Origin of the sequence: uncultured Ruminococcus sp., assembly GCF_947301925.1 — a bacterium.
Taxonomy (GTDB): Bacteria; Bacillota; Clostridia; order Oscillospirales; family Ruminococcaceae; genus Ruminococcus.
Map to the genome: position 1 here is coordinate 1 of NZ_CAMYUE010000011.1, position 24951 is coordinate 24951.

The 24951-nt window shown below is 51.6% G+C and carries 23 protein-coding genes; 18 read left to right on the forward strand and 5 right to left on the reverse strand.

The window, feature by feature from the left end; genetic code table 11:
- Nucleotides 1–72: 72 nt before the first annotated feature.
- Nucleotides 73–1494 (reverse strand): dockerin type I domain-containing protein, encoded by a 1422-nt coding sequence (locus Q0Y65_RS11510; protein WP_297959903.1) that lies wholly within the window; start codon nucleotides 1492–1494, stop codon nucleotides 73–75.
- A 15-nt stretch (nucleotides 1495–1509) separates the two neighbouring features.
- The gene (locus Q0Y65_RS11515; protein WP_297959905.1) at nucleotides 1510–2256 is read right to left on the reverse strand and encodes a glycosyltransferase; all 747 of its coding nucleotides are present in this window, start codon (nucleotides 2254–2256) and stop codon (nucleotides 1510–1512) included.
- A 256-nt stretch (nucleotides 2257–2512) separates the two neighbouring features.
- On the opposite strand from Q0Y65_RS11515, the gene rpmG reads away from it, so the two are divergent.
- The 5 genes from rpmG to rplA all read left to right on the forward strand — a co-directional run bounded on the left by rpmG (nucleotide 2513) and on the right by rplA (nucleotide 4803).
- Entirely contained in the window at nucleotides 2513–2662 is a 150-nt protein-coding gene (rpmG, locus tag Q0Y65_RS11520) for a 50S ribosomal protein L33 (protein ID WP_009984160.1), read from the forward strand.
- Nucleotides 2663–2679: 17 nt separating this feature from the next.
- Entirely contained in the window at nucleotides 2680–2916 is a 237-nt protein-coding gene (gene secE, locus Q0Y65_RS11525) for a preprotein translocase subunit SecE (protein WP_297959907.1), read from the forward strand.
- Between the two features lie 16 nt (nucleotides 2917–2932).
- Nucleotides 2933–3460, forward strand: coding sequence for a transcription termination/antitermination protein NusG (gene nusG, locus Q0Y65_RS11530; RefSeq protein WP_297959909.1), 528 nt, complete (start codon nucleotides 2933–2935; stop codon nucleotides 3458–3460).
- 95 nt (nucleotides 3461–3555) lie between these two features.
- Entirely contained in the window at nucleotides 3556–3981 is a 426-nt protein-coding gene (gene rplK / locus Q0Y65_RS11535) for a 50S ribosomal protein L11 (RefSeq protein ID WP_019680811.1), read from the forward strand.
- Between the two features lie 126 nt (nucleotides 3982–4107).
- Nucleotides 4108–4803: a 50S ribosomal protein L1 gene (rplA, locus tag Q0Y65_RS11540; protein WP_297959911.1), complete on the forward strand. Its 696-nt coding sequence runs from the start codon at nucleotides 4108–4110 to the stop codon at nucleotides 4801–4803.
- A 49-nt stretch (nucleotides 4804–4852) separates the two neighbouring features.
- On the opposite strand, the gene Q0Y65_RS11545 is transcribed toward rplA, so the two are convergent.
- From Q0Y65_RS11545 to Q0Y65_RS11555, 3 genes are all read right to left on the reverse strand, one after another.
- The gene (locus tag Q0Y65_RS11545; RefSeq protein ID WP_297959913.1) at nucleotides 4853–5965 is read right to left on the reverse strand and encodes an Mbeg1-like protein; all 1113 of its coding nucleotides are present in this window, start codon (nucleotides 5963–5965) and stop codon (nucleotides 4853–4855) included.
- A gap of 41 nt (nucleotides 5966–6006) precedes the next feature.
- Nucleotides 6007–9033, reverse strand: coding sequence for a glycoside hydrolase family 9 protein (locus Q0Y65_RS11550; RefSeq protein WP_297959915.1), 3027 nt, complete (start codon nucleotides 9031–9033; stop codon nucleotides 6007–6009).
- Between the two features lie 289 nt (nucleotides 9034–9322).
- A complete protein-coding gene (locus Q0Y65_RS11555) occupies nucleotides 9323–11785 on the reverse strand; it encodes a glycoside hydrolase family 9 protein (protein WP_297959917.1) in 2463 nt (820 codons plus the stop codon).
- Nucleotides 11786–12089: 304 nt separating this feature from the next.
- Between Q0Y65_RS11555 and Q0Y65_RS11560 the strand changes: the two genes are divergently transcribed.
- The 13 genes from Q0Y65_RS11560 (at nucleotide 12090) to Q0Y65_RS11620 (ending at nucleotide 24926) form a co-directional block, all read left to right on the forward strand.
- Nucleotides 12090–12800, forward strand: coding sequence for a ClpP family protease (locus Q0Y65_RS11560; RefSeq protein WP_297959919.1), 711 nt, complete (start codon nucleotides 12090–12092; stop codon nucleotides 12798–12800).
- Between the two features lie 58 nt (nucleotides 12801–12858).
- Nucleotides 12859–15432, forward strand: coding sequence for a DNA translocase FtsK (locus tag Q0Y65_RS11565; protein WP_297959921.1), 2574 nt, complete (start codon nucleotides 12859–12861; stop codon nucleotides 15430–15432).
- Between the two features lie 98 nt (nucleotides 15433–15530).
- Nucleotides 15531–17510, forward strand: coding sequence for a YgiQ family radical SAM protein (locus tag Q0Y65_RS11570; protein ID WP_297959923.1), 1980 nt, complete (start codon nucleotides 15531–15533; stop codon nucleotides 17508–17510).
- Nucleotides 17511–17629: 119 nt separating this feature from the next.
- Nucleotides 17630–18376: a ComEC/Rec2 family competence protein gene (locus Q0Y65_RS11575; RefSeq protein ID WP_297960073.1), complete on the forward strand. Its 747-nt coding sequence runs from the start codon at nucleotides 17630–17632 to the stop codon at nucleotides 18374–18376.
- Between the two features lies 1 nt (nucleotide 18377).
- Nucleotides 18378–18605, forward strand: a complete 228-nt coding sequence (locus Q0Y65_RS11580; protein WP_297959925.1) for a DUF3006 domain-containing protein — start codon at nucleotides 18378–18380, stop codon at nucleotides 18603–18605.
- Entirely contained in the window at nucleotides 18602–19819 is a 1218-nt protein-coding gene (locus Q0Y65_RS11585; RefSeq protein WP_297959927.1) for an NAD(P)/FAD-dependent oxidoreductase, read from the forward strand. The genes Q0Y65_RS11580 and Q0Y65_RS11585 overlap by 4 nt, the downstream gene beginning before the upstream one ends.
- A 14-nt stretch (nucleotides 19820–19833) precedes the next feature.
- Complete coding sequence (locus Q0Y65_RS11590) at nucleotides 19834–20193, forward strand: YccF domain-containing protein (RefSeq protein ID WP_297959929.1); 360 nt, start codon at nucleotides 19834–19836, stop codon at nucleotides 20191–20193.
- Nucleotides 20194–20208: 15 nt separating this feature from the next.
- On the forward strand, nucleotides 20209–20619 hold the full coding sequence (locus Q0Y65_RS11595) for a hypothetical protein (protein ID WP_297959931.1): 411 nt from the start codon (nucleotides 20209–20211) through the stop codon (nucleotides 20617–20619).
- Nucleotides 20620–20626: 7 nt separating this feature from the next.
- Entirely contained in the window at nucleotides 20627–21148 is a 522-nt protein-coding gene (locus tag Q0Y65_RS11600; protein ID WP_297959933.1) for a putative ABC transporter permease, read from the forward strand.
- 39 nt (nucleotides 21149–21187) lie between these two features.
- Nucleotides 21188–21850: a (d)CMP kinase gene (cmk, locus tag Q0Y65_RS11605; RefSeq protein ID WP_297959935.1), complete on the forward strand. Its 663-nt coding sequence runs from the start codon at nucleotides 21188–21190 to the stop codon at nucleotides 21848–21850.
- Nucleotides 21850–22296: a GNAT family N-acetyltransferase gene (locus tag Q0Y65_RS11610; RefSeq protein ID WP_297959937.1), complete on the forward strand. Its 447-nt coding sequence runs from the start codon at nucleotides 21850–21852 to the stop codon at nucleotides 22294–22296. The genes cmk and Q0Y65_RS11610 overlap by 1 nt, the downstream gene beginning before the upstream one ends.
- A gap of 7 nt (nucleotides 22297–22303) precedes the next feature.
- Nucleotides 22304–22945: a 1-acyl-sn-glycerol-3-phosphate acyltransferase gene (locus tag Q0Y65_RS11615; RefSeq protein WP_297959939.1), complete on the forward strand. Its 642-nt coding sequence runs from the start codon at nucleotides 22304–22306 to the stop codon at nucleotides 22943–22945.
- Complete coding sequence (locus Q0Y65_RS11620; protein ID WP_297959941.1) at nucleotides 22938–24926, forward strand: bifunctional 4-hydroxy-3-methylbut-2-enyl diphosphate reductase/30S ribosomal protein S1; 1989 nt, start codon at nucleotides 22938–22940, stop codon at nucleotides 24924–24926. The genes Q0Y65_RS11615 and Q0Y65_RS11620 overlap by 8 nt, the downstream gene beginning before the upstream one ends.
- Nucleotides 24927–24951: the final 25 nt, after the last annotated feature.

The window sequence follows — 24951 nt, forward strand, 5'->3', positions numbered from 1 at the left end:
AGAAAGGTTTGTCCCCGATAATTACGCATAAATTGCTATATAAGCACCACGGTTAAGCGATACTTTTTTCATTTACTTTTTCATATTCTTTATGAACTCCACAAGGTCATAAACGGGAGTTCCCGACGATTGGTATGCGTAGAATGCAAGTATAAGCGAAGCGTCTACCGCATTCACGTCGCCGTCAAGGTTGACGTCAGCCGCTACAGTCTGCCTGCTGTCGGTAAATGTGGAAAGACCCTTGTCCGAGGACAGCGAAGCATATTCCGCAAGCACCTGTGATGCGTCAACCGAATTGATCTCGCCGTCGTTATTGACGTCGCCCAGAGTATATGGCGGATCCGCTATAACAGTGATAATGCTCTTTGCAAGTCCCTTGGTGAAGATATGCTCCGTCATTGCCGTTCCCTTTGCGTCATACTCAAAGTTGCTGAACAAAGGCTGTATCACTCCGTACTTTGAGGGACCCACCTCTACAGTGAAGCTGTCACCTGCCTTGCAGTCATCGGGAAGCACAAAGGTGAGTATCCACATCTGACCGTCCCTGCCTGCGTTCTCGCTTCCTGCGGTGTCGAGAACTATGAAGTCGCCTGTGTCGCCGGCTGCCTGCGCTGTGGTAAGCTTCTCAACAGCCGAACCGCTGACAGCCTCCTTCAGTTTCAGGCGCTTGTCAAAATAGACATACACCACTGTATCACAGTACAGACCGTCGGCTCCCTCCACAGAGAGAACTACATTCTGCTGTGAGCCGTTAGCCTTGCTGAGATACACCTGACTGCTGTTCATTCGGAACACGGGCTTTCCCTGTACCGCTGGCATTGTAGTTGTGGTAGTTGTTGTTGTTGTTGTTGTCGTTGTTGTAGTGGTGGTTGTTGTGGTCTTCTTTGTTGTGGTAGTGACCTTTTTTGTGGTGGTAGTGGTCTTTTTCGCAGCAGTAGTCGTCGTTGCAGCCGCCTTAGTTGTAGTGGTTGTCACTGCCGGCTCTTCCGATACAGCCTTGAAGCTATATCCGTACTTCGCGGCATATGCCGCAGCCGTCGAACCGTCTGCGCCTGCGATGACGCCCTTGTACTCGCCTGTCTTTCCGTCGGACTTCAGACTGTTGCATATGGTAGTGCTGCTGTCGGCTATGACGCAGCTCTTGTTTTCGATGTAAATGTATGTAAGAGCGCTGCATTTCTCAAAAGCGGAGCTCTCTATGTCAGTGACGCTGGCGGGAACGCTGATCTTTTCCGCCTTCGAGTCCGCAAAGGCTCTGCTGCCGACCTTTGTAACGGGCATAGCCGATATCCTGGGCGGAATGCTGACCTCTCCCTCCGCAGCAGCTGCGTTGCCAACCTCTACATGGTCGCTGTACTTATAATATGTGATATCGCCTGCGATAACCAGTGAATAATCCGCTCTACCGGCATTGCCGCCGAAAGAAGCAGCGGGCAGGGCTGATCCTGCCAGAACTGCTGATATCGCCGCAGAAACAAGACTTTTTAACTTCATATTAGCTCCTTTGAATCATGATCTGTCATTGTAATCGTAAAACATCTCGTCCATGAGCCTGTCGTATTCCTCATGGTCGCCGAAAGCCGCCTTTATAAGGGCTCCTGCATTCCTGAAGGCCAGCCTGAAATACAGCCAGTCCCCCATATCATCATACTTACGCGTGGAATTAATCAAATAATTCCTACGCAGACAGCCGTAAAGCTTCCCCTGCTTCCTGCCGTATGCTCTCAGCGCCTTGGCAGTGGCTATATCCTCCGCTGCCTTTTTCTCCACAAATCCTCCTATGGCGTCAAAGCTGCGCTTCTCCGCCCAGAATATGCCGCAGTAAAGTCCCGTGAGCCTGAAGCTCACACGGCACAGTATATCATTGAGCCACAGCGGAAAAGAGTACCTCTCAAAGCGCAGGGGCGCTCCGCCGCCGATATATCTGCCGCTGTTGAGTTTCCCCAGCACCTCGCGGATCGTGTTCGCTGTCATGCGGTTGTCGCAGTCAATAGTCATTATGACCTTTCCCCGCGCCGCAGCTATGCCCGCATTGCGCACCGTGGCTATACACCGGCTCTCGTTGGTGACTACACGGGCTCCGTTTGCCTCTGCGAGCTCCGCAGTCCTGTCGGTACACCTGTTGCAGACCACTATGATCTCAACTCCGCATTTCACACGGGCTGCCGCCTGTTTCACGGACTCTATACAGCGTACCACATACTTTTCCTCGTTATGAGCAGGTACTATGACCGAAACCTTTATATCCCCCGTCACAGCTCTCGCTCCTTCCCTTTCCTTCTTCAAGTCCTTTAAATTATATCACTTTTCAGCCCACTGGTCAATAGAATCCCGTTCTTTATACTATTATATAAGAAAAATTTGATTTTTTCGCGAAAAACGCTTGACTTTTCCGTTTGGGTATGTTATAATTTTAGTACCTCGTTGGGGGTTTATTTTTTTGTCCCCGTGCGAGGGAGGCAAACAACCTACCTTCGGTAACGAAGGAAGTACTAATTCAGGAGGTGCCGATATGAGAGTAAAGGTTACTTTAGCTTGCACAGAGTGCAAACAGCGCAACTATGTTTCCAAGAAAAACAAGAAGAATGACCCTGACAGAATTGAAATGATGAAGCATTGCAAGTTCTGCAGAAAGCATACTCTTCACAAGGAAACAAAGTAATCGGAAGGGGTATTTTTATGGCTAAGAATAACTCTTCAAAGAAGGAGAAGTCCGAGAAGAAACAGGGCAATAAGATTGTCAAGTGGTTCAAGGATCTCAGAATCGAATTCAAGAAAGTGGTTTGGCCGACCAAAAAGACTGTTATCAACAACACTTCAGTTGTTCTGGGCGTTATAATCGCTTCAGCAGCTCTTGTTGGTCTCTTCGATCAGGGCTGTCTCGCCCTTATGCGTCTCATCTATAACGCAGGCTGATTTTAGGAGGATCATTATGTCAGAAGCAGCAAAGTGGTATGTTATCCACACATATTCGGGCTATGAGAATAAGGTGGCCCAGAATATTGAAAAGGTTGTAGAAAACCGTAAGCTTCATGAACTTATCCAAGAGGTAAGGGTTCCTACCGAAAAAGCCGAGGAGATCACAGACGGCAAAACCAAGGAAGTAGAACGCAAGACCTATCCGGGCTACGTTCTCGTCAAGATGGTCATGAACGATGATTCATGGTACGTCGTTAGAAATACCAGAGGCTGTACAGGCTTCGTCGGCCCCGCTTCAGAGCCTACTCCCCTTTCGGAAGAGGAAGTAAAGAAGCTCTTCGGCGTTGAGGTAACTACCGTTTCGGTAAACTTCAAGGTGGGCGACAGCGTCCGTATCTCAGGTACTGCTATGGACGGATTTATAGGTGTCGTTCAGAACATCAATCTCGACGACCGCTCAGTAGACCTTCTCGTCTCAATGTTCGGTCGTGAAACCCCCACTACGCTCCCTATCAACCAGGTAGTTAAGGTGGAGGATTAGTTCAGGTCAAAAGAAACCCCGAGGTTTGGGTTTCCGTGGGAGAGGTAAAATAATTCTTGCCTCGCCATTTACCACATTTATGGAGGTGCGAATACATGGCACAGAAAGTAGTTGGCTACATTAAGCTTCAGATCGCAGCAGGAAAGGCTACTCCTGCCCCCCCTGTTGGTCCTGCACTGGGTCAGCACGGCGTTAACATCATGGCATTCACAAAGGAATTCAACGAGAGAACAAAGAACGACATCGGTATGATCATCCCTGTTGTTATCACTGTTTACGCAGATCGTTCATTCTCGTTCATCACTAAGACTCCCCCCGCTGCAGTCCTCATCAAGAAGGCTTGCAACATCAACAGCGGTTCAGGAGTTCCCAATAAGACTAAGGTCGCTAACATCACTAAGGAACAGGTTCAGAAGATTGCTGAGACAAAGATGCCTGACCTCAATGCAGGTTCTCTCGAAGCAGCTATGAGCATGATCGCAGGTACAGCTCGTTCAATGGGCGTTGTAGTTGTTGACTAATCAATTTTTTGAATGATGAAGTGGGGAGCTATTCCCCGTTCGGAGTTCTATTGGTGGGAGGAAAATTCCGCTAATCGGGCAAGCTATAAGCTTCCCGGTATTACCACTTAAATAGGAGGAAATATAATGAAACACGGCAAAAAATATGTTGACAGCGCAAAGGCTGTTGATTATGCAAAGCAGTATGATTCCACAGAGGCTCTTGACCTCGTGTGCAAGAATGCAAAGGCTAAGTTCGATGAGACTATCGAAGCTCACATCCGTCTCGGCGTTGACTCAAGACACGCTGACCAGCAGGTAAGAGGCGCTGTTGTACTTCCCAACGGTACAGGTAAGACTGTTCGTGTATGCGTATTCTGCAAGGAAGACAAGTATGAGGCAGCTCAGGCTGCAGGCGCTGAGTACGTTGGCGGTCAGGATCTCGTTGACAAGATCATGAAGGAAAACTGGATGGACTTCGACGTTGTTGTTGCTTCACCCGACATGATGGGTCTCGTTGGTCGTCTCGGTAAGGTCCTCGGTCCCCGTGGACTTATGCCTAACCCCAAGGCAGGTACAGTAACTCCCGATGTTGCTAAGGCTGTTACAGAGGCTAAGGCCGGTAAGATCGAGTATCGTCTCGACAAGACCAACATCATCCACTGCCCTATCGGCAAGGCTTCATTCGGCGCTGCAAAGCTGGAGGAGAACTTCAATACTCTTATGGAAGCAGTTGTTAAGGCTAAGCCTGCTGCTGCCAAGGGTACTTACCTCAAGAGCTGCACAGTTACTTCAACAATGGGCCCCGGCGTTCCCGTTGCTACTGCTAAGTACGGTGTCTGATCACTGAATAGTAAAACGAAAGGCTTCACATAATGTGAAGCCTTTTTTATTATTGTGGTTTGAACAGTGCGCCCGTGCCGTTCTGGGCGATCTTCTTGAAGGCCTCCTTCATTACGGCCTGCTGCTCGGGACGCAGCTTAGATATGGCTTTTATAATGGCAGGATAGGAGCTGAGCTTTGTTAGCTCCTTCAGGGTCTCCTTGTCGGGAGCCTTCAGTATCTCAAACAGGGAATCCGTGAATATCTCACGCTCGGTGTCGCTGAAGTCCGACAGCATACCCGATATGGCCTTGTTTATAACATCGCCCGACCGCTTCAGCCTGTCGGCAATGAGGAAACGGTTGCGGCGTATCTCCCAGTAATAGGCGTAATGCTGCTTTATGCCGTTGACGGAGGTCTTTACTATCCGCGGGTCTGAGCCGCTTCCCAGAAGCATACCGACAATAGAGGCCTCGGGTACGAAGCTCCTTATCCTCGGCAGCATATCCTGGTATATCTCCGAGGTCAGCACCTCGTCCCTGAAGCCGGGGCCGTCGTAGGAATAGATATTGGTTATCCTTCGCCTTATGCCCTCGTCGCAGTACAGCGAGCTGTATATTGCGGAGTTTCCGCCCTTGGAGTGTCCGCCCAGACGAATGGGATAGTCCCCGTCGGAAAAGGCGGCATTCACATACTCTATGGCACGCTGCTGACCTGCGGTCTGCTGCATATAGCTGAGGTTGAAGTCCTCCTTCCAGCCCACAACAGAGCCGTCGGTGCCGCGGAAGGCCGCAAAGCCGCTTCCGTCGCAGAGACGGTAGGTCAGCGCCGAGAATTGCAGATCCTCGGTGTGCTCTGTGTCGCTGACGTAGCCCCGGAGAGTCGTTCCCCTGTATCGCCGTGATTCCGCCAGTCTTCTGAAAAGCAGGTTATCCTGCTCGAATGTCAGTATCCTCCGCTTTGTATCGACCTGTTCGGGATCATATCTGCGGTAGGCGTCGGCAAAGGAGATCTCCTCATCGAATTTATCCGAAACGACTCCGTCAAGGATAACGTAGCAGAACTGTGATAGGATCATTCCGTCAATTTCATTGAACGGATCGGCTGAAAACGGCACATCGCCGCGCCAGTCAAGATAGTCAAGAATATTAGCCAGAGTAATTACCTCCTGTCTGAAAAACAAAGCGACGCCGAAGCGCCGCTTTATTATTTCATGCCATATAATTATGCATTAGGGTTGAGTGTAGAGATCTTGTGGAGGAGGTACTCCTGGATGCGGAGAGCATCGTTAGAAGTAAGACCTGTTACAGATGTATCTACATCACCGTTGAGCTTACCCTGCTCAGTAAGGTGCTTAGCGTCAGAACCGTTAAGACCGTACTTGTTGGGGTTAGCAAGGCTCTGCATGATGAGGATAGCGTCAGCCAGCTCAACAACACCGTCACAGTTTGTATCGCCCCAAACAACGTTTGTAGGAGGAGCAGTTGTGGTTGTGGTTGTTGTTGTAGGAGGTGTAGTTGTAGTTGTGGTTGTTGTACCACCGGAAGGTGTCTTTCCGAAATCAGGAGCCTCATCATCGAAGAATGACATAGCCCATGCGAAAGGAGCGTTCCAGTTGATTGTAACCTCGTTTACAGACCAAGCCTCGATGGAGTCAACGAAGCACTTCTGTGAAGCAACTGTACCACGCTTGTATCCGAGACCACCAACATAGGGATCCTGGAGGCCTGCGCCGCAACCACCTGACATAACTCCTGAAGGAGCCATCGGGAAGTCGTGGTCAAGCTCGTAAGACCAGTATCTGTGGTGAGGATTGTTGGAGTGGTATGTACCGTAGCCGGTAACGAATGAGAAGCCGAGACCGTTACGTCCGAAGATGTAGTCAAGAGCAGCAACCATACCGTTAGCGTACTTCATATCGTGATCAGATACATCGTAAGCATAAGCCATAACGATAGCATTGTTGATTACGAATGAGTTTGAACCCCACTCATAACCCTCAACAACTTCATCACCGATATTGATAGCATCTGTGAACTTGGTTCCCTTATAAGGAATGCCCATACCGTTTGAAGAGCCGTTCTCGAAGTCGATATATGTATCAGCAGCAGTCTTGATGTTCTCCTTGATAGTAGCCTTATCAGCGTCAGATGTCTTGTCGCTGAGGAGGAGGGTCAGAGTACCCAGACCTGCTGTACAGCCCCAGTTGAATGAGCTGAATGAACCGTTGTTCTCACCGCCGCCGAGGCTGCAGGTAAGATCGAATGCCTTATCGTGACCGTCGCCCTCGTGGATGTTCTTGTAATCCTTGAGGAAGCTGTAGTACTCATCATCACCTGTTGTTGAGAAGAGCTCACAAGCTGCCCAGTAAGCATCGTCGTCTACATATGTATCACCGTAGCCGCCGCCGCCGATAGCCTGATCGAGAGGAGCGAACTGAGGATCTGTCTTCCAAGCCTCAGGACCAAGATCCTTGCCGTACCACTTGGACTTCTTAGCCATTACAGCCTTCCATGAGTTTTCAGCGTTCTTGAGGCACTTATCAGCGAATGAATCGTCGATGCCCTTCCACAGACGTGCAGCCTGTGCAGCACAAGCGATCATGTTGAATGTAGCAGCATACGTCGGAGGCTTAACTATACGAGTTGTGCCCCACTCCTTCTGATAGTTTGAAGGATCGGTAGCAAGACCTGTCCACTTGTGGTCGTGCATCTTGTGGTATACAAGACCTTCGCAGTCAGACCATGATGAATCCTTGGAAGAAACGATCATATTGAACATCCACTCGAGCTCAACTCTTGACTCGTCAAGTACGTCAGGCGAACCTGTACCGTCAAACTTAACGCTTCCTACGCTGTAGTTCTGAGGAATTGACATTGTCTTATCATCAGCCCACTTAGCGTCTGTGCCCTGAGCCTTTGATCTCTCATACATATTCTGGAGAGTCCATACAGAGATACCGCCGTTAACAACGTACTTACCGTGGTCACCGGCATCGTACCAACCGCCTACGCAGTCGATCTGATAGTCCTTGTCTCCGTCGAATTCCTGGCCGTATGCTCTTACCCACTTAGACTGAACATAAGCCATATCTGTAGGTGCGTGACCTCCTGTATGAGCAAGACCCTTCTTGCCCTTAGGATCCTTGGGATTGTAAGAAGTGATGTACTTCTCCTCGATAGACATACCTGAACGGTTCTGATAGTAATAGTTCATAGCGTCCTTGAGGATGCCGTTGTATGTATCACCCTTACCGATCTTGAACTCGTGGCTGATGTACTTCTTGTATGTCTCGTTAGTCTTCTTGTTGAGGAATGTATTTGAAGTATCGTCTACTTCGATAGTATATGTGCCGGGTTCGTTAACTTCAGAGAAATCAAGAATCTGGCAGTAGTCGCCTGCGTCCTTATCATAGCCTACAGGCTTACCTGTACCTGTGAATACAGCTGTACCGTTCTTCTTAACTGTGAAGCTTACAGCGCTCTTCTCTGTGCTTGTAGCATAAGTAGCCTTCTTGTCAGCGCCAACGAAGTAACCAACCTGGTTGATTCTTACGTCACTTCTGGGAGTGATAACGCCCAGCTCGTTTGTGGGATCCCAGAGACAAGGTGTGCTTGAAGAGTCCTTATATGTGTCTCCGCAGGTCTCACAGTCAAGCTTCATGTTATCGAACTTGAGAGTTGTACCCTCCTTGAAGCAGTCATTAGGCTGGTATGAACCAGCACCACCGTAGTGGAATGCCCACTCAGCAACTTCCAGAGTCTTTGTAGCTGTGAAAGAGCTGTCGAACTTGTTAGCACCAGCGCTGATCTTAACGTTGCTCCAGCCCTGATCCCAAGCGTCTGCATTATTCTGCCATACGCCGTTTACACCGTCGAGAGGTGCGATATGAGTATGGAGCTCACCAGCGTTTGAAGCATCAACTTCCCAGTGGATAGTGTACTTATGACCTGACTCGATGTGGAGACTTCTGTGTCTGAACTGGCAGTCCCATCTGGAGTCACCGCCGCGCTCTTTTCCGCCGGGGTTAACGATAGTACAGTTATATGTACCATCTGAAATGTCGAACTTCTGCTCTGCGGGGTTTGTTACACAAATATGCCAAGGAAGACCGATACCGTCATCGAAGTCGTTCTGTCCAAGGCAGTTACCTGCTGCTGCGCTCATAGGAACGAGTGCTGCAACACTTGAAGCAACCATTGAAGCTGCCATCAGGCTGCTTGTGACTGCTTTTGCAATTTTCTTATGCATTTTGAATACCCTCCCTGAATGTTTAAAATATAAATTTATAACGCAATGCCAGTGCAAACATTGCGGTTATACCTTGTTTTACGGCGAAAAGTCAGGTGTCCGAACAGAACTTGCACTATTCCTGACTCATCAATCATATTATATTATATCGCGAAAAAAAAGTAAATAGTTTTCTGGAAATTCGTTCATTTTCCTAATGGCGATAAAACATAATTGTGCAGATTGACAAAAAGCTAAAAAAAATAAGAGGAAACGAATTTCCTCTTATTTCTTATTTGTGAATTGATTATTACTTTTTAGGAAGTGTGCTTATTTTGTTAAGAAGGAACTCCTGAATAGTGAGCGCATCATTGGAAGTAATGCCCTTTACATCGGGGTCTACGTCGCCGTTGATACGTCCCTGCTCGGTGATGTGCTTCTCATATGTACCGTTTACACCGTACTTGTTGGGGTTAGCCAGAGACTGCATTATGAGAACAGCATCTGCCAGCTCGACCTTGCCGTCGAGATTAGTGTCTCCCCAAACGATATCGTCAACCGGTCCAGAAGTTGTAGTGGTAACTGTTGTTGTGTCGCTTGTGGTTGTGGTTGTAGTTGTTGTAGTAGTTGTTGAAGTTGTAGTCGTGGTAGTACTCCCTGTCTCCTTGCCGGGAACAGTGTAGGGCTCGGGCTCTGTGCCGTCGGGCTCAGTACCCCATACCAGCTTGCCGTCAACATACATTGTGATATTCTTGTTGAGTGAATCAGCCTTCTTCAGGTCTGTAGCCTTGGCAATACCGCCCTTGTAAGACCAGTCGTTTGAAGCATCCCATGTAACGCCCTTGCTGTCAGGGATCGATATTCTGAACTGTACCTCGTCACGGTGTTCGCTCTGGCCTGTAGGCTGGATAGCTCTGCCGTCCTCGAACTTTATAAGTGCATAGTAGGTGTTGCCTGTAGGATCGCCGTCATACTTGTAGGGGCCTGTTACATCTGCATAGCCCTGCTCACCCTTGCTGTACTGCTGCGACTTGCCCTCGACAGTGATATCGTCGATGGTGAGTCCGCCTTCAATAAGCTCGGAAACATCGAAATAATAACGGTACTCGATATCCTTGGCTACTCTTGCAGGCCATGCTGTGTGGTTCATAGCCCATGCCTTGATCTCAGTGTAGCTTGATGTGCTGCCATTGGCAACCGCTGCGATCTGCCACTCGTCCCATGTAGGAGTCTCTGTGGGCGGGAAATCAGCAAGAGGAGTGCCGCCATACTCGTCGATCATAGCACAGAGACAAGCCGTATAGCCTGCATTATAGTCTATAGCTACCTCTGTGTACTGGAAGTCTGCTACCTTATAGTTGCCGTAACTGCCCTTGCTGTCAGGACCGCCGATAAGAGCGCCGTAGAGAGTATGAGCATACTCTGTCTGCCAGCCCTCGTTGCCGCCTGATTCCTGACCCAGCTCGTTCCAGTGGTCATCGTGGATACCGGAAGCAGTTCTGTGGTGGATAGCCTGAGGCCACTTGCTGCCCATACCGAGCACATAGCTGATCTTTTCCTCATTATCGCCGAAGCAGTAGTTCATCTGCTTGTCAGCCCACTGGTTATACTTTGTCGCTGTAGCAGTATCGTCCTTCAGAACTGTATCACAGGCGATCTTAGCCAGCATAGCTGTTGTTGTTGCGTGACGGAGACAGCCCCAGTTTGTAAGCCATGACAGACCGCTGGGCGTGATGCTGCCCTCAAACTTCTTGCTGTCCTCATTCATCCAGTATTTGAAGTGACGTGAAATGTGGTTGACCCACTCTTCCTTGCCTGTTATCTGAGCATAGAGCAGAGCTGCGCCCTGAGTTGTATCGTCCCAGCACATACCCCATGTGTACTTGCGGTCTGTGGACTGGTTCTCTAGGGGAAAATCCGGAATATAGTCCTTTTCGATCTTGTCGAGATAGCTCTGATCACCTGTTGCCTTATAAAGCCAGCAGGCAGCATACATACAGTCATCGAGCCATGAGGATGTGTTGTACATTCCTGTCATGCCGCCGATATCCTTGTTTGCTCTTATCTTATCAGCACCCTCAAAGAGATCCTTCGCGTGCTCAAGATACTGAGCTGCCTTAGTGGGATCGCTGTCCTTGAATACCAGATAGCCTTCTGCCAGTGCAGCAGCAGACATACCTGCTACGGAAGCGTTGGAAATAACATCATAGGGGCGCTCCCAGTCGCCGTTGTTGAGGTGGTGCTTGCGGAGGTAGACCTCAGCGCTGCACCAGATGTTATGGTCTGTAGAGCCGCCTGTAAAGTCTCCGATGGTACCTACCATCTTACCGCCGCCCTTGTCGCAAGCCATAACGTAATCAAGACCCCACTGGAGGTTGTTGCGGTAATCTTCTCCCAGACCTGCCTTGTCGACAGCGTCCTTGTACTCAAGATAACCCCACGCCATAAGTGAAGCAGAATATGCGTTTGTAAGAGTGAACTTGAAGTGATCTCCTGCGTCGAACCAGCCGCCGGGAACCACATCGGTCTCCTTACCGCTCTCGTCCACCATGGAATCTGCACGCCATGTAACATTGTTCCAGTCAGGCAGCTTTCCTGACTGCTGTACTTCATAGAAGAACATCGACTTCTGGAGAGCCTCAGCGTAGTTATAGCTTGAAGCTGCATTTGCTGTGGAAACAGTGTCCTGAACACCTGCCTTGGGAGCGTATGTAAGTGCGCCCAGTGACATGGCAAGAGCAGAAACTGCTGCCGTTACCTTTTTCATTATCATTTTTAATACCCCTCTCGTATTAAATATTTTTCAGATACAGCCCTATGCCGTACCTATACATCTTAACTATACAATAAAACCTATGATTTGTCAAGCCAAAAACAACAATTTTCACAAAAGGGTTCAAAATCGGTACCGCCTGTTTGCCATGCAGCAAAACGTCGTCCATGCATTTCGACTCCCGCTCCTCAATTGCCTTGCGGCAGGGTACAGCAGGCAAGTATTGACTTTTAACGGGCAAGAGTATATAATAATAATGTATATGCTCCCGCAGAATGCACAGAATAGTGCGGGAGGCGTTTCGATGACAGATGAAAGCAAAAAGGGCGGAAACACCGCCGAAGAACTGCTGGAGGAGGCCGAACTCGCCCGTGAAAACGGACAGTCGGTGACGAAAAACTCAAGACACCTTATCCACTGCCTGTCAGTGATAGGACAGATCGAGGGGCATTACGTCCTCTCCGAGCAGAACAAGACCACCAAATACGAGCACATAATTCCCGCACTTGTGGCTGTAGAGCAGGACAGGAGCGTGGAGGGACTGCTCATTATACTCAACACCGTAGGCGGCGACGTGGAGGCGGGACTTGCCCTTGCAGAAATAATCGCGGGCATGAAGACTCCCACCGTATCGCTGGTAGTGGGCGGCGGACACTCCATAGGCGTCCCCCTTGCCGTCAGCGCAAAGCGTTCCTTCATAGTGCCTACGGCTTCAATGACTATCCACCCCGTCCGCATGAACGGTACAGTGCTGGGAGTCCCCCAGACTCTCTCCTACTTTGACAGGATGCAGGACAGGATAATCAGCTTCGTCACACGGAACAGCCGCATCTCCGAGGAGGAGCTCCGCAGGCTCACCATGAATACGGGGGAGCTGGTACTGGACGTGGGCAGCGTTGTGGAAGGCAAAAAGGCTGTGGAGCTGGGGCTCATAGACAGTCTCGGCAGCCTGGGCGACGCACTGGACAGTCTTTATGATATGATAGAAAATACAGAGAAAAGATATGCGGACTGACCGCAGCTGTGCCCTTTCGGCGGCACAGTACATAACACGGAACAAAATGGAGGCAGAAATGGCAGAAGCAAAGAAAAACACCAAAGGAGCTCCACGGAAAAAGACCGAAGCTCCCAAACGCGAACCCGTCAAAAACAGCTCAAAGACGGCGGCTCCGCAGAACGAGAACAATCAACTCTGGTCGATAATACTGTTCGCACTGGGTATACTCACCGCTCTCATGGTGCTCATAAAGGGCACAAAGGGCTGGCTGGGACTGCATAACCTCATACTTGGAGTATTCGGCATAGCAGCTTTCCTTATACCCGTTATCCTCATATATACCGCGGTAAAGCTGGGCACCGAGCAGACCAGGAAGGACATCAGCGGCAGGACATTCTGGTGTGTGGCCATGATATTCCTTGCCAGCGCCGCCTTCCAGATCTTCGCGGTGGGACGTATCCCCGGCGGCACTATGGGCGGACATTTCAAGATACTCTACGACGAGGGCGCCAGACTGAAGAGCGGCGGCGTGGCCAGTATGCTCATAGCAGGGCCTCTCCTGAAATTCTTCGGCAAGACAGGCGCAAAGCTCATATCCCTCGTGTTCTTCTTCGTGTTCGGTATGCTGCTTTCGGGACGCGGACTTGTGGACTTCCTGAAGCTCCTGGCCACTCCCTTTGTATTCATCGGCAGATGCGTGAACGGCCTCCAGAATATGCTCATAGGCGGCGAATTCGTTGACGCCTTCGAGGACGACGACCTTGACGACGACAAGGAGAAAAAGGACTTCGACGCCGACCTTGAAGCCATAAGCATGACCAATCCCAGAAAGTCCTCCCGCAAGCCCTCTGAAAAGGCCGAGCAGGAGAAAAAGGCGGTGGAGGCTCTCCCCGACGGCTTCTTCCTCGATATCCCACTGCCTACGGATCATCTTATCGTACACGACAGCAGCGAGCCTTCTCCCGAGGAAAAGGCTATAGATATAGAGATAAACGAGCCCGCTCCCGAGCCTGCGAAGCAGTCCGTAAAGCAGCTCCCCGAGGAGCCCGTGACACCTGCGCCCGCAGACGAAAGGCTGGAACAGCTCATAAGCAAGGCCGCCGACGGCAAGCCCGATACTCCCGAGGAGGAGCTCCCCGAGGAGGAGGCAGAGCCCGAGGAGGCAAAGCCCGTATACATACTCCCCCCTATCGACATACTCACACGCCCCGAGGTGCGCTCAAACCGTGCCGAGGCAGTTGAGGAAATGCGCGAAAAGGCGGAGGTCATCAAGAACACACTCTCCAGCTTCGGCGTGGAGGTAAGGATAAAGGACATATTCCGCGGCCCCTCCATCACCCGCTACGAGATACAGCCGGGCCCCGGCATAAAGGTATCCAGAATAAAGAATCTGGAGGACGATATAGCCCTCAGCCTTGCGGCCCAGGGCGTCCGTATCGAGGCTCCCGTTCCCGGCAAGGCGGCCGTGGGAATCGAGATCCCCAACACCACCAAGGATATGGTAACTCTCCGCGAGATGATAGCCTCTCCCGAATTCAGGGACTCCTCGAGCAAGCTGACATTCGCGGTGGGCAAGGACATCACGGGAAATATTATCCTCGGAGATATCGCAAAAATGCCCCATGTCATCATAGCAGGAACTACGGGCTCGGGCAAATCCGTCTGCACCCGTTCCATAATCATGAGCATACTCTATAACGCAACTCCCGATGAGGTCAGGCTCATACTGATAGACCCGAAGATAGTTGAATTCAAGATATTCGACGGTATCCCCCACCTGCTGATACCCATTGTCACCGACTGCAAACGTGCCGCAGGAGCTCTAAGCTGGGCGGTCACCGAGATGATGAGGCGCTACAATCTGTTCGCAGAGGCAGGCGCAAACGACCTGCGCTCCTACAACGAGCTGGCAGAGGTGGACGGCGACCTTGCAAAGATACCACAGGTAGTCATATTCATCGACGAGCTGGCTGATATGATGCTGGTGGCAGGCAAAGAGGTGGAGGACTTCATCTGCCGTCTGGCTCAGATGGGACGTGCCGCAGGTATGCACCTTGTAGTAGCTACCCAGCGTCCTACCACCGACGTCATCACAGGTCTTATCAAGGCCAATATCCCCAGCCGTATCGCTCTTTCCGTAAAATCCCAGATAGACTCCCGAACCATAATAGATATGGGCGGTGCGGACAAGCTCCTGGGCAACGGCGATATGCTGTATATGCCCATAGGCGCAGGAAAGCCCGTCCGCGTACAGGGCTGCTTCTCCTCAAATGAGGATATAGCCGAGACTGTACGCTACATAAGAGCTCAGAAGGAAGTCAACTACGACAAGGGAGTTCTCGACGCAATGGAGAACTATATCCCCCAGTCACAGGGAGGCTCGGGCGGCTCGGACGGCGGCTCCTCCTCGGGAGGCGGCAGCGACGAGGATATCGTGGAGTCCGCTATCAAGGTGGCCGTGGAGGCAGGACAGCTTTCCACATCAATGCTCCAGAGAAAGCTGAAGCTTGGCTACGCAAGGGCGGCAAGGATAATGGACGAGCTGGAGGAGCGCGGAGTCATCGGCCCCAGCGAGGGCGCAAAGCCCCGAAAGGTACTCATGTCGAAGATGCAGTACGACGAGTGGCGTCTCCGCAGAATGGACGAATAAATCAGAATTTGCAATTGCATGAAAACAGTCCCTTTGGAATCCCTTTCATGGGGTCGGCAAAGTCAATGCGATAATTATGATCTACAGGAGGTGATACCATGTACGAAGGCTTTCTGCCTACAACAAAAAAGGAAATGGACGAGCTGGGCATAGAACAGTTCGACTATATCTACATAACAGGCGACGCCTACGTCGATCACCCCAGCTTCGGTGCGGCTATAGTCACACGTCTTATCGAGAGCATGGGCTTCACCATCGGTATCATCTCACAGCCCGACTGGCATACCGACAGGGACTTCCGCCGCTTCGGCGCACCTAAGTACGCCTTTCTCGTCACAGCGGGAAATATCGACTCAATGGTGGCACACTATACAGCCGCAAAGCGCAAGCGCTCCGATGACGCATACACAGCAGGCGGAGTCGCAGGCAAACGTCCCGACCGCGCGGTAATAGTTTATTGTCAGAAGCTCCGCGAATACTTCGGGGATATCCCCATAGCCATCGGCGGTCTGGAGGCTTCCCTCCGCCGTTTTGCCCACTACGACTACTGGGACGACGCAGTGCGCCCCTCTGTCCTGGTTGACAGCGGCGCCGACCTGCTGATGTACGGCATGGGCGAGCACCAGATACAGGAGTTCTGCACACGTCTGGCCAACGGAGAGAATATCCGCGATATCCACGACATACGCGGCACCTGCTACCTGACGGAGCCCGTGAACACTCCTCTGGGAGCCGCACAGTGTCCCTCCTTCGAGCAGGTAAGGGACAGCAAGCCCGAATACGCAAAGGCCGTGAAGATACAGTACGACTGGCAGGACGAGGTCTACGGCAAGACCATAATACAGCGCCACGGAAAGCATATGCTGGTGCAGCTCCCCCCTGCCTACAGCCTCACCACAGAGGAGCTGGATCACATCTACTCTCTGCCCTATATGCGTGCCATACACCCCTCATACGAGGCTCTGGGCGGAGTCCCCGGCATCGAGGAGGTACGCTTTTCCATAACCCACAACCGCGGCTGCTTCGGCTACTGCAACTTCTGCTCCATTGCCCTGCATCAGGGCAGACGTATCACCGTCAGAAGCGTTGAGTCGGTGCTGAAGGAGGCCGAAAGGATAACAAAAATGCCCGATTTCAAGGGCTACATACACGACGTAGGCGGTCCCACCGCGGACTTCCGCCGCCCCTCCTGCGACAAGCAGCTGTCAAAGGGACTGTGCATGGGCAAGAAGTGCCTTGCTCCCACCCCCTGTCCCGCATTGAAGGTAGACCACACCGAATATCTGTCCATGCTGAGGAAGATACGGAAGGTAAAGGGCGTGAAGAAGGTCTTTATCCGCTCGGGCATACGCTACGACTACCTCATCGAGGACAAGGACGACGAGTTCATGAAGGAGCTCATAATGCACCATGTCAGCGGTCAGCTAAAGGTCGCTCCCGAGCACTGCTCGGCAGTTGTCCTCGACAAGATGGGCAAGCCCCATATCGAAGCCTACAAGCGCTTCCAGAAGCGCTTCTACGAAATAACGAAGAGTATGGGCAAGGAGCAGTACCTTGTGCCCTATCTCATGTCCTCACACCCGGGAAGCACACTGAACGAGGCCATAGACCTTGCCATCTTCCTGAAAGAGAACAGGATACGTCCCGAACAGGTACAGGACTTCTATCCAACCCCGGGTACCATATCAACGGCTATGTTCTACACGGAGCTCGACCCGTATACCATGGAAAAGGTGTACGTTCCCAAGACTCCGAAGGAAAAGGCCATGCAGCGCGCTCTGCTGCAATACTTCCGCCCCCAGAACAGGGAGATAGTCCTGGAAGCCCTGAAGGCCGCTGGACGGCGCGACCTCATAGGCTCGTCGCCAAAATGCCTCATCGAGGGCGATAACCGCGGAAAGAACAATACTCCCCGAAAAGGCGGTGACAAGTCGTGGCAAAATACTTCAAAGACACGGAAAGCTTCGTCAAGGCCGCAGGAGAGAAATACAGGCTCGACGCACAGCAGAGGCGGTACCTCAGGGAACTGGCAGAAAAACGGCAGAAAGAACAGCAGCGTCGGAAAAAGAAAGCACTGAGAGCACTTGGCCTGCTCGTTGCAGCGGCGGCTCTGCTGGTATTCATCGGCTGGCGGCATTTCCGCAAGCCCGTCCACACCTTTCCCGTTGAGGACAGGCTGGTGATACACTTCATAGACGTGGGGCAGGGCGACTGCACCTTCATCGCTGCCAACGGAGTTACCATGCTGACGGACTGCGGCGAGGACGAGGTCTCTGCCGATGTGATAAGCTATCTCAGGGAACTGGGCGTGGGCAGACTGGACTATATAGTGGCCACTCATCCGCATTCAGACCACATGGGCGGTATGCACCGCATAATAGATACCTTCGACGTGGGAGAGGTGCTTATCCCTCATATCCCCGATGAACAGCTGCCTGCCACGGTGTTCTACGAGCGCTTCCTTGACAGCTGCGAAAGGGAGAAGGTCCCCGTCACCGAGGTACATACAGGCATGACCATAGATATAGGCAGCGCACAGGCGGAGATAATAGCTCCCGACGGAAGCTTCCATGAGGATATCAACAACTGCTCGGTAAGCTTCATTCTCACCCACGGCAGCAATACCTTCCTGTTCACGGGAGACTCCGAAGCAGAGGCCGAGGCTGCCATGATACAGGGCGGCAGACTCGGAAAGATGACGCTTTACAAGGCAGGCCACCACGGCAGCGCCTACTCCTCCACGGAGAAGCTGCTGGATATCATACGTCCCGACGCGGCAGTCATATCCTGCGGCAAAGAGAACCCCTACGGTCACCCCGCCGACAGCACTCTCAGACGCATAGGCAGGTTCACAGACCATATCTACCGCACTGACATCAACGGAAGCATCGTCGTTTCCTCCGACGGCAGCAAACTGACCATAACAGCGGAAAGAGGCGCATGATATGAACGTCATAGACAGATTTGAGGGAGAGTATGCTGTTATCGAGACCGAAAACGGCATGACCGCCGTTGAAAGGAGCCGCATCCCCGCTGACGCCCGCGAGGGCGACGTACTCAGGTATGAGAACGGTTCCTTCGTCACGGACAGGGAGACATCTGCCGAAAGGCGCAGAGCCATGGGCAGGAAGCTCCGCAGGCTCACCCATAAGGATAAAAGAGGTAAACAATGACCGATACTATTATAATAGGAGGCGGAGCCGCAGGCTGCTTCGCCGCCGTACACGCGGCACGCTTCGGCAAGACCGTGCTGCTGTTTGAAAAGAACGAAAAGCTGGGCAGAAAACTGCGCATAACGGGCAAGGGACGCTGCAACGTCACAAACAACAGCCCCTCCGACGAGCATATGAAGAATATCCCCGTCAATCCCCGTTTCATGTACAGCTCCTTTGCAGGCTTCGACGCGGAATGTACCATGAGCTTCTTCGAGGAGCTGGGAGTGCCCCTCAAGACCGAGCGCGGCAACAGGGTCTTCCCTGTCAGCGACAACGCCAACGATATCGCCGACGCTCTCGGCCGTGAGATGAAGAAGCTGGGAGTTACCGTGATAAATAAGCGCGTCACGAAGATACTCACCGAAAACGGCGCTGTCTGCGGCGTAAGGGCAGGCGGCGAGGAATACCGCTCCGCCTCGGTGCTCATAGCCTGCGGCGGAAAGTCCTACCCTGCAACGGGCTCCACAGGCGACGGGTACACCCTTGCGGAGGCTCTGGGACATACCGTCACGGAGCTGAAGCCAAGCCTTGTGCCCCTGACCTCTCCCGACAGATACTGCGCGGAGATGATGGGACTGTCCCTGCGTAACGTTACACTGAAGCTCATGGACAGGGAAAAGTGTATATACAGCGAAATGGGCGAGATGCTCTTCACTCATTTCGGCGTGTCGGGACCTCTTGTGCTCAGCGCAAGCTCCCATATAAGGGATATGGCTCCCGACAGATACAGGCTCCTCATCGACCTGAAGCCCGCACTGTCGGCAGAGCAGCTCGACGCAAGGATACAGCGTGATTTCGCCGAAAATCTCAACAGGGACTTTCAGAACGGCATACGCAGGCTGCTGCCTGCAAAGCTGATACCCGTAGCGGTAAGACTTTCGGGCATAGCTCCCGAGCAGAAGATAAACGGCATAACCAAGGAGCAGAGGCACCGCTTCGGAGAGCTAATCAAGGCCTTCCCCGTAAGAATATCGGGCTTCCGCCCCATTGACGAGGCCATAATCACCAGCGGCGGTATCTCCACAAAGGAGATAGACCCCAAAACTATGGAGTCTAAGCTGATAAAGGGCCTGTATTTCGCAGGGGAGGTCATAGACGTTGACGCCTACACGGGAGGCTTCAACTTGCAGATCGCATTTTCCACGGCATATACAGCCGCATTAAATATGTAAAAGGGGTAAATGATATGGGATGTTTGGGAAATCTCCTCTGGTTCATATTCGGAGGATTTTTATGCGGCCTCAGCTGGCTGGTCATAGGCCTGCTGTGGTGTATCACAATTGTAGGGATACCTGTGGGAGTACAGTGCTTCAAAATGGCAGGACTGTCCTTCTTCCCCTTCGGCAAGGAGGTAAGGTACGGAGGCGGCCCCGTAAGACTGCTGCTCAATATACTATGGCTCATATTCGGAGGCGTCGAGCTGGCGCTTGAATTTGCCGCCATAGGTTTAGTGCTCTGCGCAACTGTCATCGGCATACCCTTCGGCCTGCAGTGCTTCAAGCTGGCAAAGCTGGCTCTCATGCCCTTCGGTGCAGAGGTAAAGTGACACAGGGAGGAAGACATGATAAAGCTGATATATATTTATGCGATACCCTTCTTTCTCACAGCGTCAGCCATAGTCCATATGAGAAACGAGGACAAAAGAGTAAAGGGCTGCGGTATAGCGCAGCTGATACTGTCGCTGCCGCCCTTTTTACTGACGCTTGCTTCCATCACAGCTGCCATCACCGACAGACTGACCTCCTACGACAATGAGACTGCACGGAAGATCATAGACTTCGGCAACGGAGCAGCCATAATAATATTCACAATAGGAATAGGCTATTACACATTGCTTGCAGTTGCACAGCTGATACTTCTGCTGATCTCATCCCGCCGTCAAAGCGCCAAAGGGAAATTGTTCCTGATCGGTTTTTTCCTGTGCGCCGCAGCGCCCTTCGTGATATACAGCCTCTACCCTCTCTTCGACTGACAAGCCTATGAAAAAAGATCTTTCACGGATATTCTTCCGTTATGTATTTGAATTTGCCGCCGCAGGCTTTGCAGGCTGGCTGTATGAGGTGGCAACGGTGTGGGTTATGTACCGCTATTTCGAGAACCGCGGTATGCTGCACCTGCCCATTGTCCCCATATACTCGGTGGGAGCCTTCATACTTCTGGCTCTCCTGCGCAAAAAGCGGCATCCTGTGTTCATATTCTTCTTCGCCATGGCTGTGACCACGGTGTTTGAGCTGGGGGCTTCCTATCTGCTGGAATTCATCTTCCATGAGCAGTTCTGGACCTACGAGAACTGGTACTTCTCCATACTTGACAGGTCAAGCCTCATATCCAGCGCCATATTCGGCATACTTGCGGTGGGGTACTTCTATCTTCTCCACCCTCTTTCGGGAAAGCTCAGCGAAAAGCTTCCCAAATGGTTCTGCGCAGCCGCAGGCACCGCTGTATCCGCGGTGATACTGGGAGATATGGTCATCTCCTTCGCGGAGCATCTTAAAAAGTAATATCTCGGGCAGCAGCCCGTTAAAAAAGGAGCTATCTCTATGAAAACTATCAATATCGCTATCGACGGCCCTGCAGGCGCAGGCAAGAGCACTATCGCAAAAATGGTGTCAAAGGAGCTGGGATATATCTACGTTGATACAGGCGCCCTCTACCGTACTATCGCCCTGTTCATCACAGAGAACGATATTGCCGATGAGGACATCGAAGCCTCGCTTGAAAAGGCTGACGTATCACTGAAATTCATCGACGGCGCACAGCGCGTATTCCTCGGCGACAGGGACGTTTCCGACATGATAAGGACTCCCGAGATATCCATGGTCGCTTCAAGAACATCGGCTATACCTGCGGTTAGAGCCTATCTCTTTGAGACTCAGAAGAAAATAGCAAGAGAGAACAACGTCATCATGGACGGCAGGGATATCGGTACGGTAGTCCTCCCCGACGCAGATGTGAAGATCTTCCTCACTGCTTCCGCCGAGGAGCGTGCGAACCGCCGCTACAAGGAGCTTCTCGAGAAGCCCGACTGTCCCACATATCAGGAGATACTGGACGACATCATCAAGCGTGACTATCAGGATATGCACCGAGAGACCGCTCCCCTGAAGCAGGCCGAGGACGCTGTCCTTGTGGATACAACGGAGCTGAACTTAGAGGAGTCCGCCGCTGCTATCGTTAAGGTCATAAAGGATAAGATCGGCTGATGGATATAGCTTACAGAAAAGCTGTACGGGAGGATATACCTGCCATTGAGGAGCTTTTCGCGGAAATGCTGAAAAGCGTGAACGGCTGTGAGAACGTCGGGGGCTACAAAGACGGATATCTCGACAAGTTCTTTTCCGAAAGCGGCGACGTGATATACGTGTCTGAGGCAGAGGGCAGGGTTATCGGCTACATCTCCGTGGAGTTCCATGACGGCTTTATCTATCTCGACGACCTGTCCGTAGCTGAAAAATCCCGCGGAAGCGGCATCGGCACAAGGCTCATAGAGCTTGCAGAAAGGTACGGCACAGATAAGTCCGTACGATCAGCTGTGCTCCATGTGGAAAAGTCCAATAAGAAAGCCCACAGGCTTTATACAAAGCTCGGCTATACTGTTTCAGCCGACGAGGGCAGCCGCTATAGAATGGAAAAACAAATTCAGAGGTGAGACATATATGTATTACATAGTAAAATTTCTTGTGCGGGTGTACTTCCGCATAATGTACAAGCTGCGCTATGAGGGCAGGGAAAATATCCCGAAGGATACCACCGTAATATACGCCTGCAACCACCGCTCCAACGCGGACCCGCCACTTCTCGGATCGGGAGCCCGCGGAAAATTCGCCTTCATGGCCAAGGAGGAGCTCTTCGAGAAGAAGCTCTTTGCGTGGCTCATACGCTCTCTGGGAGCCTTCCCCGTTGCCCGCGGAAAGGGCGATATGGGAGTTATCGACACCGCCGTCGAGAGACTCAGCAACGGCAGGAGCCTCATGATATTCCCCGAGGGTACACGCTCCAAGGACGGAAAGGTAGGCAAAAAGGGCCATACGGGAGCCGCTCTCATATCGGCGCGTTCGGGAAAGCTCATTATCCCCGTGGGCATATGCTACGGCGATAAGCTGAAGTTCCGCACTCCCCTTACCGTGAAATACGGCGCCCCCATTGATCCTACGGAGTACTGCGAGATATGCGACGCCCCCAATCCCCGTCAGCTGGTAAAGCTGAAGAACCGCTACATGGCAGACATAAAGCTGCTGGTGGAGGGAGAGCCCGAAAAAACCGAGGCTGCTCCCGCGGAGGAAAACAGCAATGAGTAAGGTAACAGTGGCAAAATCCGCAGGCTTCTGCTTCGGCGTGGACAGAGCCGTGAAAATGGTCTACGGCGAGCTGGAAAAGAATTCAAATGTGGCTACTCTGGGTCCTATCATACACAATCAGGACGTCGTCAACGACATGAAGGCCAGGGGCGCAAGGATAATAGATACTGTTGACGAGCTCCGCCCCGATGAGACCGTGGTGATACGCTCTCACGGCGTGGGGCGCGATATATACAGGCAGATCGAGGCCAGAGGCAACAGGATGCTTGACGCCACCTGCCCCTTTGTGTCCCGTATACATAAGATCGTGGCCGAAAAGACCGCAGAAGGCTATTTTATCCTCATCGCAGGCGACCGCGACCACCCCGAGGTACAGGGTATAGTTGGTCATTGTGACGAAAATTGCCTTGTTTTTAAGGACAACTTTGAGCTAAAAGCCTTTTTTGAAAAAAATTATAAAAATTTGCGAAAAAAGCTTGCAATTGTGGCGCAAACGACGTATAATATAGTAGTATGGGGTGAGTGTTTAAACGTGATCCCGAAGGACGATCCCGATATCGTTATATATGATACCATATGCAACGCTACCGACACGCGTCAGTCTGACGCAGCCGAGCTCGCAAGGAACTCGGATATCATGCTCGTCGTCGGAGGCAGACACAGCTCGAACACCGTCAAGCTCTATGAGGTGTGCAGCCGTTTCTGTAAAACGTATCATATTGAGAATTCGGACGAGCTTCGGTCTTTAAAGCTCCCGAATGCCAATAACATCGGCATTACTGCCGGGGCATCGACCCCCGCCTATATAATCAAGGAGGTACAAACCAAAATGGCAGAAAATGAAATTCTTGCAGCTAATCAGGATGAGGAGATCGATTTCGCTCAGGCAATCGACGAGTCATTCAAAAAAATACATACAGGAGAGAAAGTTAAGGGCATCGTTATCAGCGTAAGCAATGCTGAGATCACCGTAGACCTCGGTACAAAGCACACCGGCTATGTAAAGCTTGAGGATCTTACAGACGATCCTACAAAGAAGCCCGAAGACATCGTTTCAGTAGGCGATGAGATCGATCTCATCGTTATCAAGGTAAACGACGCAGAGGGTACAGCTGCTCTCTCAAAGAGAAAGGTGGACGAGCAGGCCGGCTACGAGAAGATCGTAAAGGCTCAGCAGGAAGGCACAGTTCTCGAGGGCGTTGTTCAGAGCGTTGTTAACAAGGGCGTTACTCTCACAGTTATGGGCGTAAGAGTATTTATCCCCGCTTCACTTACAGGTCTCCCCAGAGGCGCAGAGCTCGACCAGCTCCTCAAGAAGAAGGTAGAGTTCATTGTTATCGAGGTTTCCGAGGGCGGCAGAAAGAGAGCAGTTGGTTCCATCAAGGCTGTTCAGAACGCTAAGAAGGAAGAAGCCAAGGCAAGATTCTGGGAGACAGCTGAGGTAGGCAAGACCTACACAGGCAAGGTTAAGTCTCTCACAAGCTTCGGTGCATTCGTTGATCTCGGCGGCATCGACGGCATGGTACATATCTCAGAGCTCTCATGGAAGAGGATCAAGCACCCCAGCGAGGTCGTTAATGTAGGCGATACTCTCGAGGTTTACATCAAGGATCTCGATCAGGAAGCTAACAGGATCTCTCTCGGCTTCAAGAAGGCTGAGGACAATCCCTGGGAGATCTTCATGTCAAACTACAAGGTAGGCGACGTAGTTAAGGCTACTATCGTTTCTATCACAAGCTTCGGCGCTTTCGCACAGATCATCGACGGCGTTGACGGTCTTATCCACATCTCACAGATCGCTGACCAGAAGGTAGAGAATGTCAAGGACGTTCTTTCCGTAGGCGACGAGGTTGACGTTAAGATCATCGACATCGATCCCGAGTCCAAGAGGATCAGCATTTCAATGCGTGCTCTTCTCGACGACGCTGATGAGGAAGAGGCTCCTGCTGAGGAGGAAGCTCCCGCAGAGGACGCTGAATAATCAGTATAACAAAGGGCTGTACAGT

What these genes read in the sequence shown, in the direction of transcription:
- Q0Y65_RS11510 (WP_297959903.1), bottom strand. Translation starts at nt 1,494, where the DNA reads ATGAAGTTAAAAAGTCTTGTTTCTGCGGCGATATCAGCAGTTCTGGCA.
- rpmG (WP_009984160.1), top strand. Translation starts at nt 2,513, where the DNA reads ATGAGAGTAAAGGTTACTTTAGCTTGCACAGAGTGCAAACAGCGCAAC.
- secE (WP_297959907.1), top strand. Translation starts at nt 2,680, where the DNA reads ATGGCTAAGAATAACTCTTCAAAGAAGGAGAAGTCCGAGAAGAAACAG.
- nusG (WP_297959909.1), top strand. Translation starts at nt 2,933, where the DNA reads ATGTCAGAAGCAGCAAAGTGGTATGTTATCCACACATATTCGGGCTAT.
- rplK (WP_019680811.1), top strand. Translation starts at nt 3,556, where the DNA reads ATGGCACAGAAAGTAGTTGGCTACATTAAGCTTCAGATCGCAGCAGGA.
- rplA (WP_297959911.1), top strand. Translation starts at nt 4,108, where the DNA reads ATGAAACACGGCAAAAAATATGTTGACAGCGCAAAGGCTGTTGATTAT.
- Q0Y65_RS11550 (WP_297959915.1), bottom strand. Translation starts at nt 9,033, where the DNA reads ATGCATAAGAAAATTGCAAAAGCAGTCACAAGCAGCCTGATGGCAGCT.
- Q0Y65_RS11555 (WP_297959917.1), bottom strand. Translation starts at nt 11,785, where the DNA reads ATGATAATGAAAAAGGTAACGGCAGCAGTTTCTGCTCTTGCCATGTCA.
- Q0Y65_RS11560 (WP_297959919.1), top strand. Translation starts at nt 12,090, where the DNA reads ATGACAGATGAAAGCAAAAAGGGCGGAAACACCGCCGAAGAACTGCTG.
- Q0Y65_RS11565 (WP_297959921.1), top strand. Translation starts at nt 12,859, where the DNA reads ATGGCAGAAGCAAAGAAAAACACCAAAGGAGCTCCACGGAAAAAGACC.
- Q0Y65_RS11570 (WP_297959923.1), top strand. Translation starts at nt 15,531, where the DNA reads ATGTACGAAGGCTTTCTGCCTACAACAAAAAAGGAAATGGACGAGCTG.
- Q0Y65_RS11580 (WP_297959925.1), top strand. Translation starts at nt 18,378, where the DNA reads ATGAACGTCATAGACAGATTTGAGGGAGAGTATGCTGTTATCGAGACC.
- Q0Y65_RS11585 (WP_297959927.1), top strand. Translation starts at nt 18,602, where the DNA reads ATGACCGATACTATTATAATAGGAGGCGGAGCCGCAGGCTGCTTCGCC.
- Q0Y65_RS11590 (WP_297959929.1), top strand. Translation starts at nt 19,834, where the DNA reads ATGGGATGTTTGGGAAATCTCCTCTGGTTCATATTCGGAGGATTTTTA.
- Q0Y65_RS11595 (WP_297959931.1), top strand. Translation starts at nt 20,209, where the DNA reads ATGATAAAGCTGATATATATTTATGCGATACCCTTCTTTCTCACAGCG.
- Q0Y65_RS11600 (WP_297959933.1), top strand. Translation starts at nt 20,627, where the DNA reads ATGAAAAAAGATCTTTCACGGATATTCTTCCGTTATGTATTTGAATTT.
- cmk (WP_297959935.1), top strand. Translation starts at nt 21,188, where the DNA reads ATGAAAACTATCAATATCGCTATCGACGGCCCTGCAGGCGCAGGCAAG.
- Q0Y65_RS11610 (WP_297959937.1), top strand. Translation starts at nt 21,850, where the DNA reads ATGGATATAGCTTACAGAAAAGCTGTACGGGAGGATATACCTGCCATT.
- Q0Y65_RS11615 (WP_297959939.1), top strand. Translation starts at nt 22,304, where the DNA reads ATGTATTACATAGTAAAATTTCTTGTGCGGGTGTACTTCCGCATAATG.
- Q0Y65_RS11620 (WP_297959941.1), top strand. Translation starts at nt 22,938, where the DNA reads ATGAGTAAGGTAACAGTGGCAAAATCCGCAGGCTTCTGCTTCGGCGTG.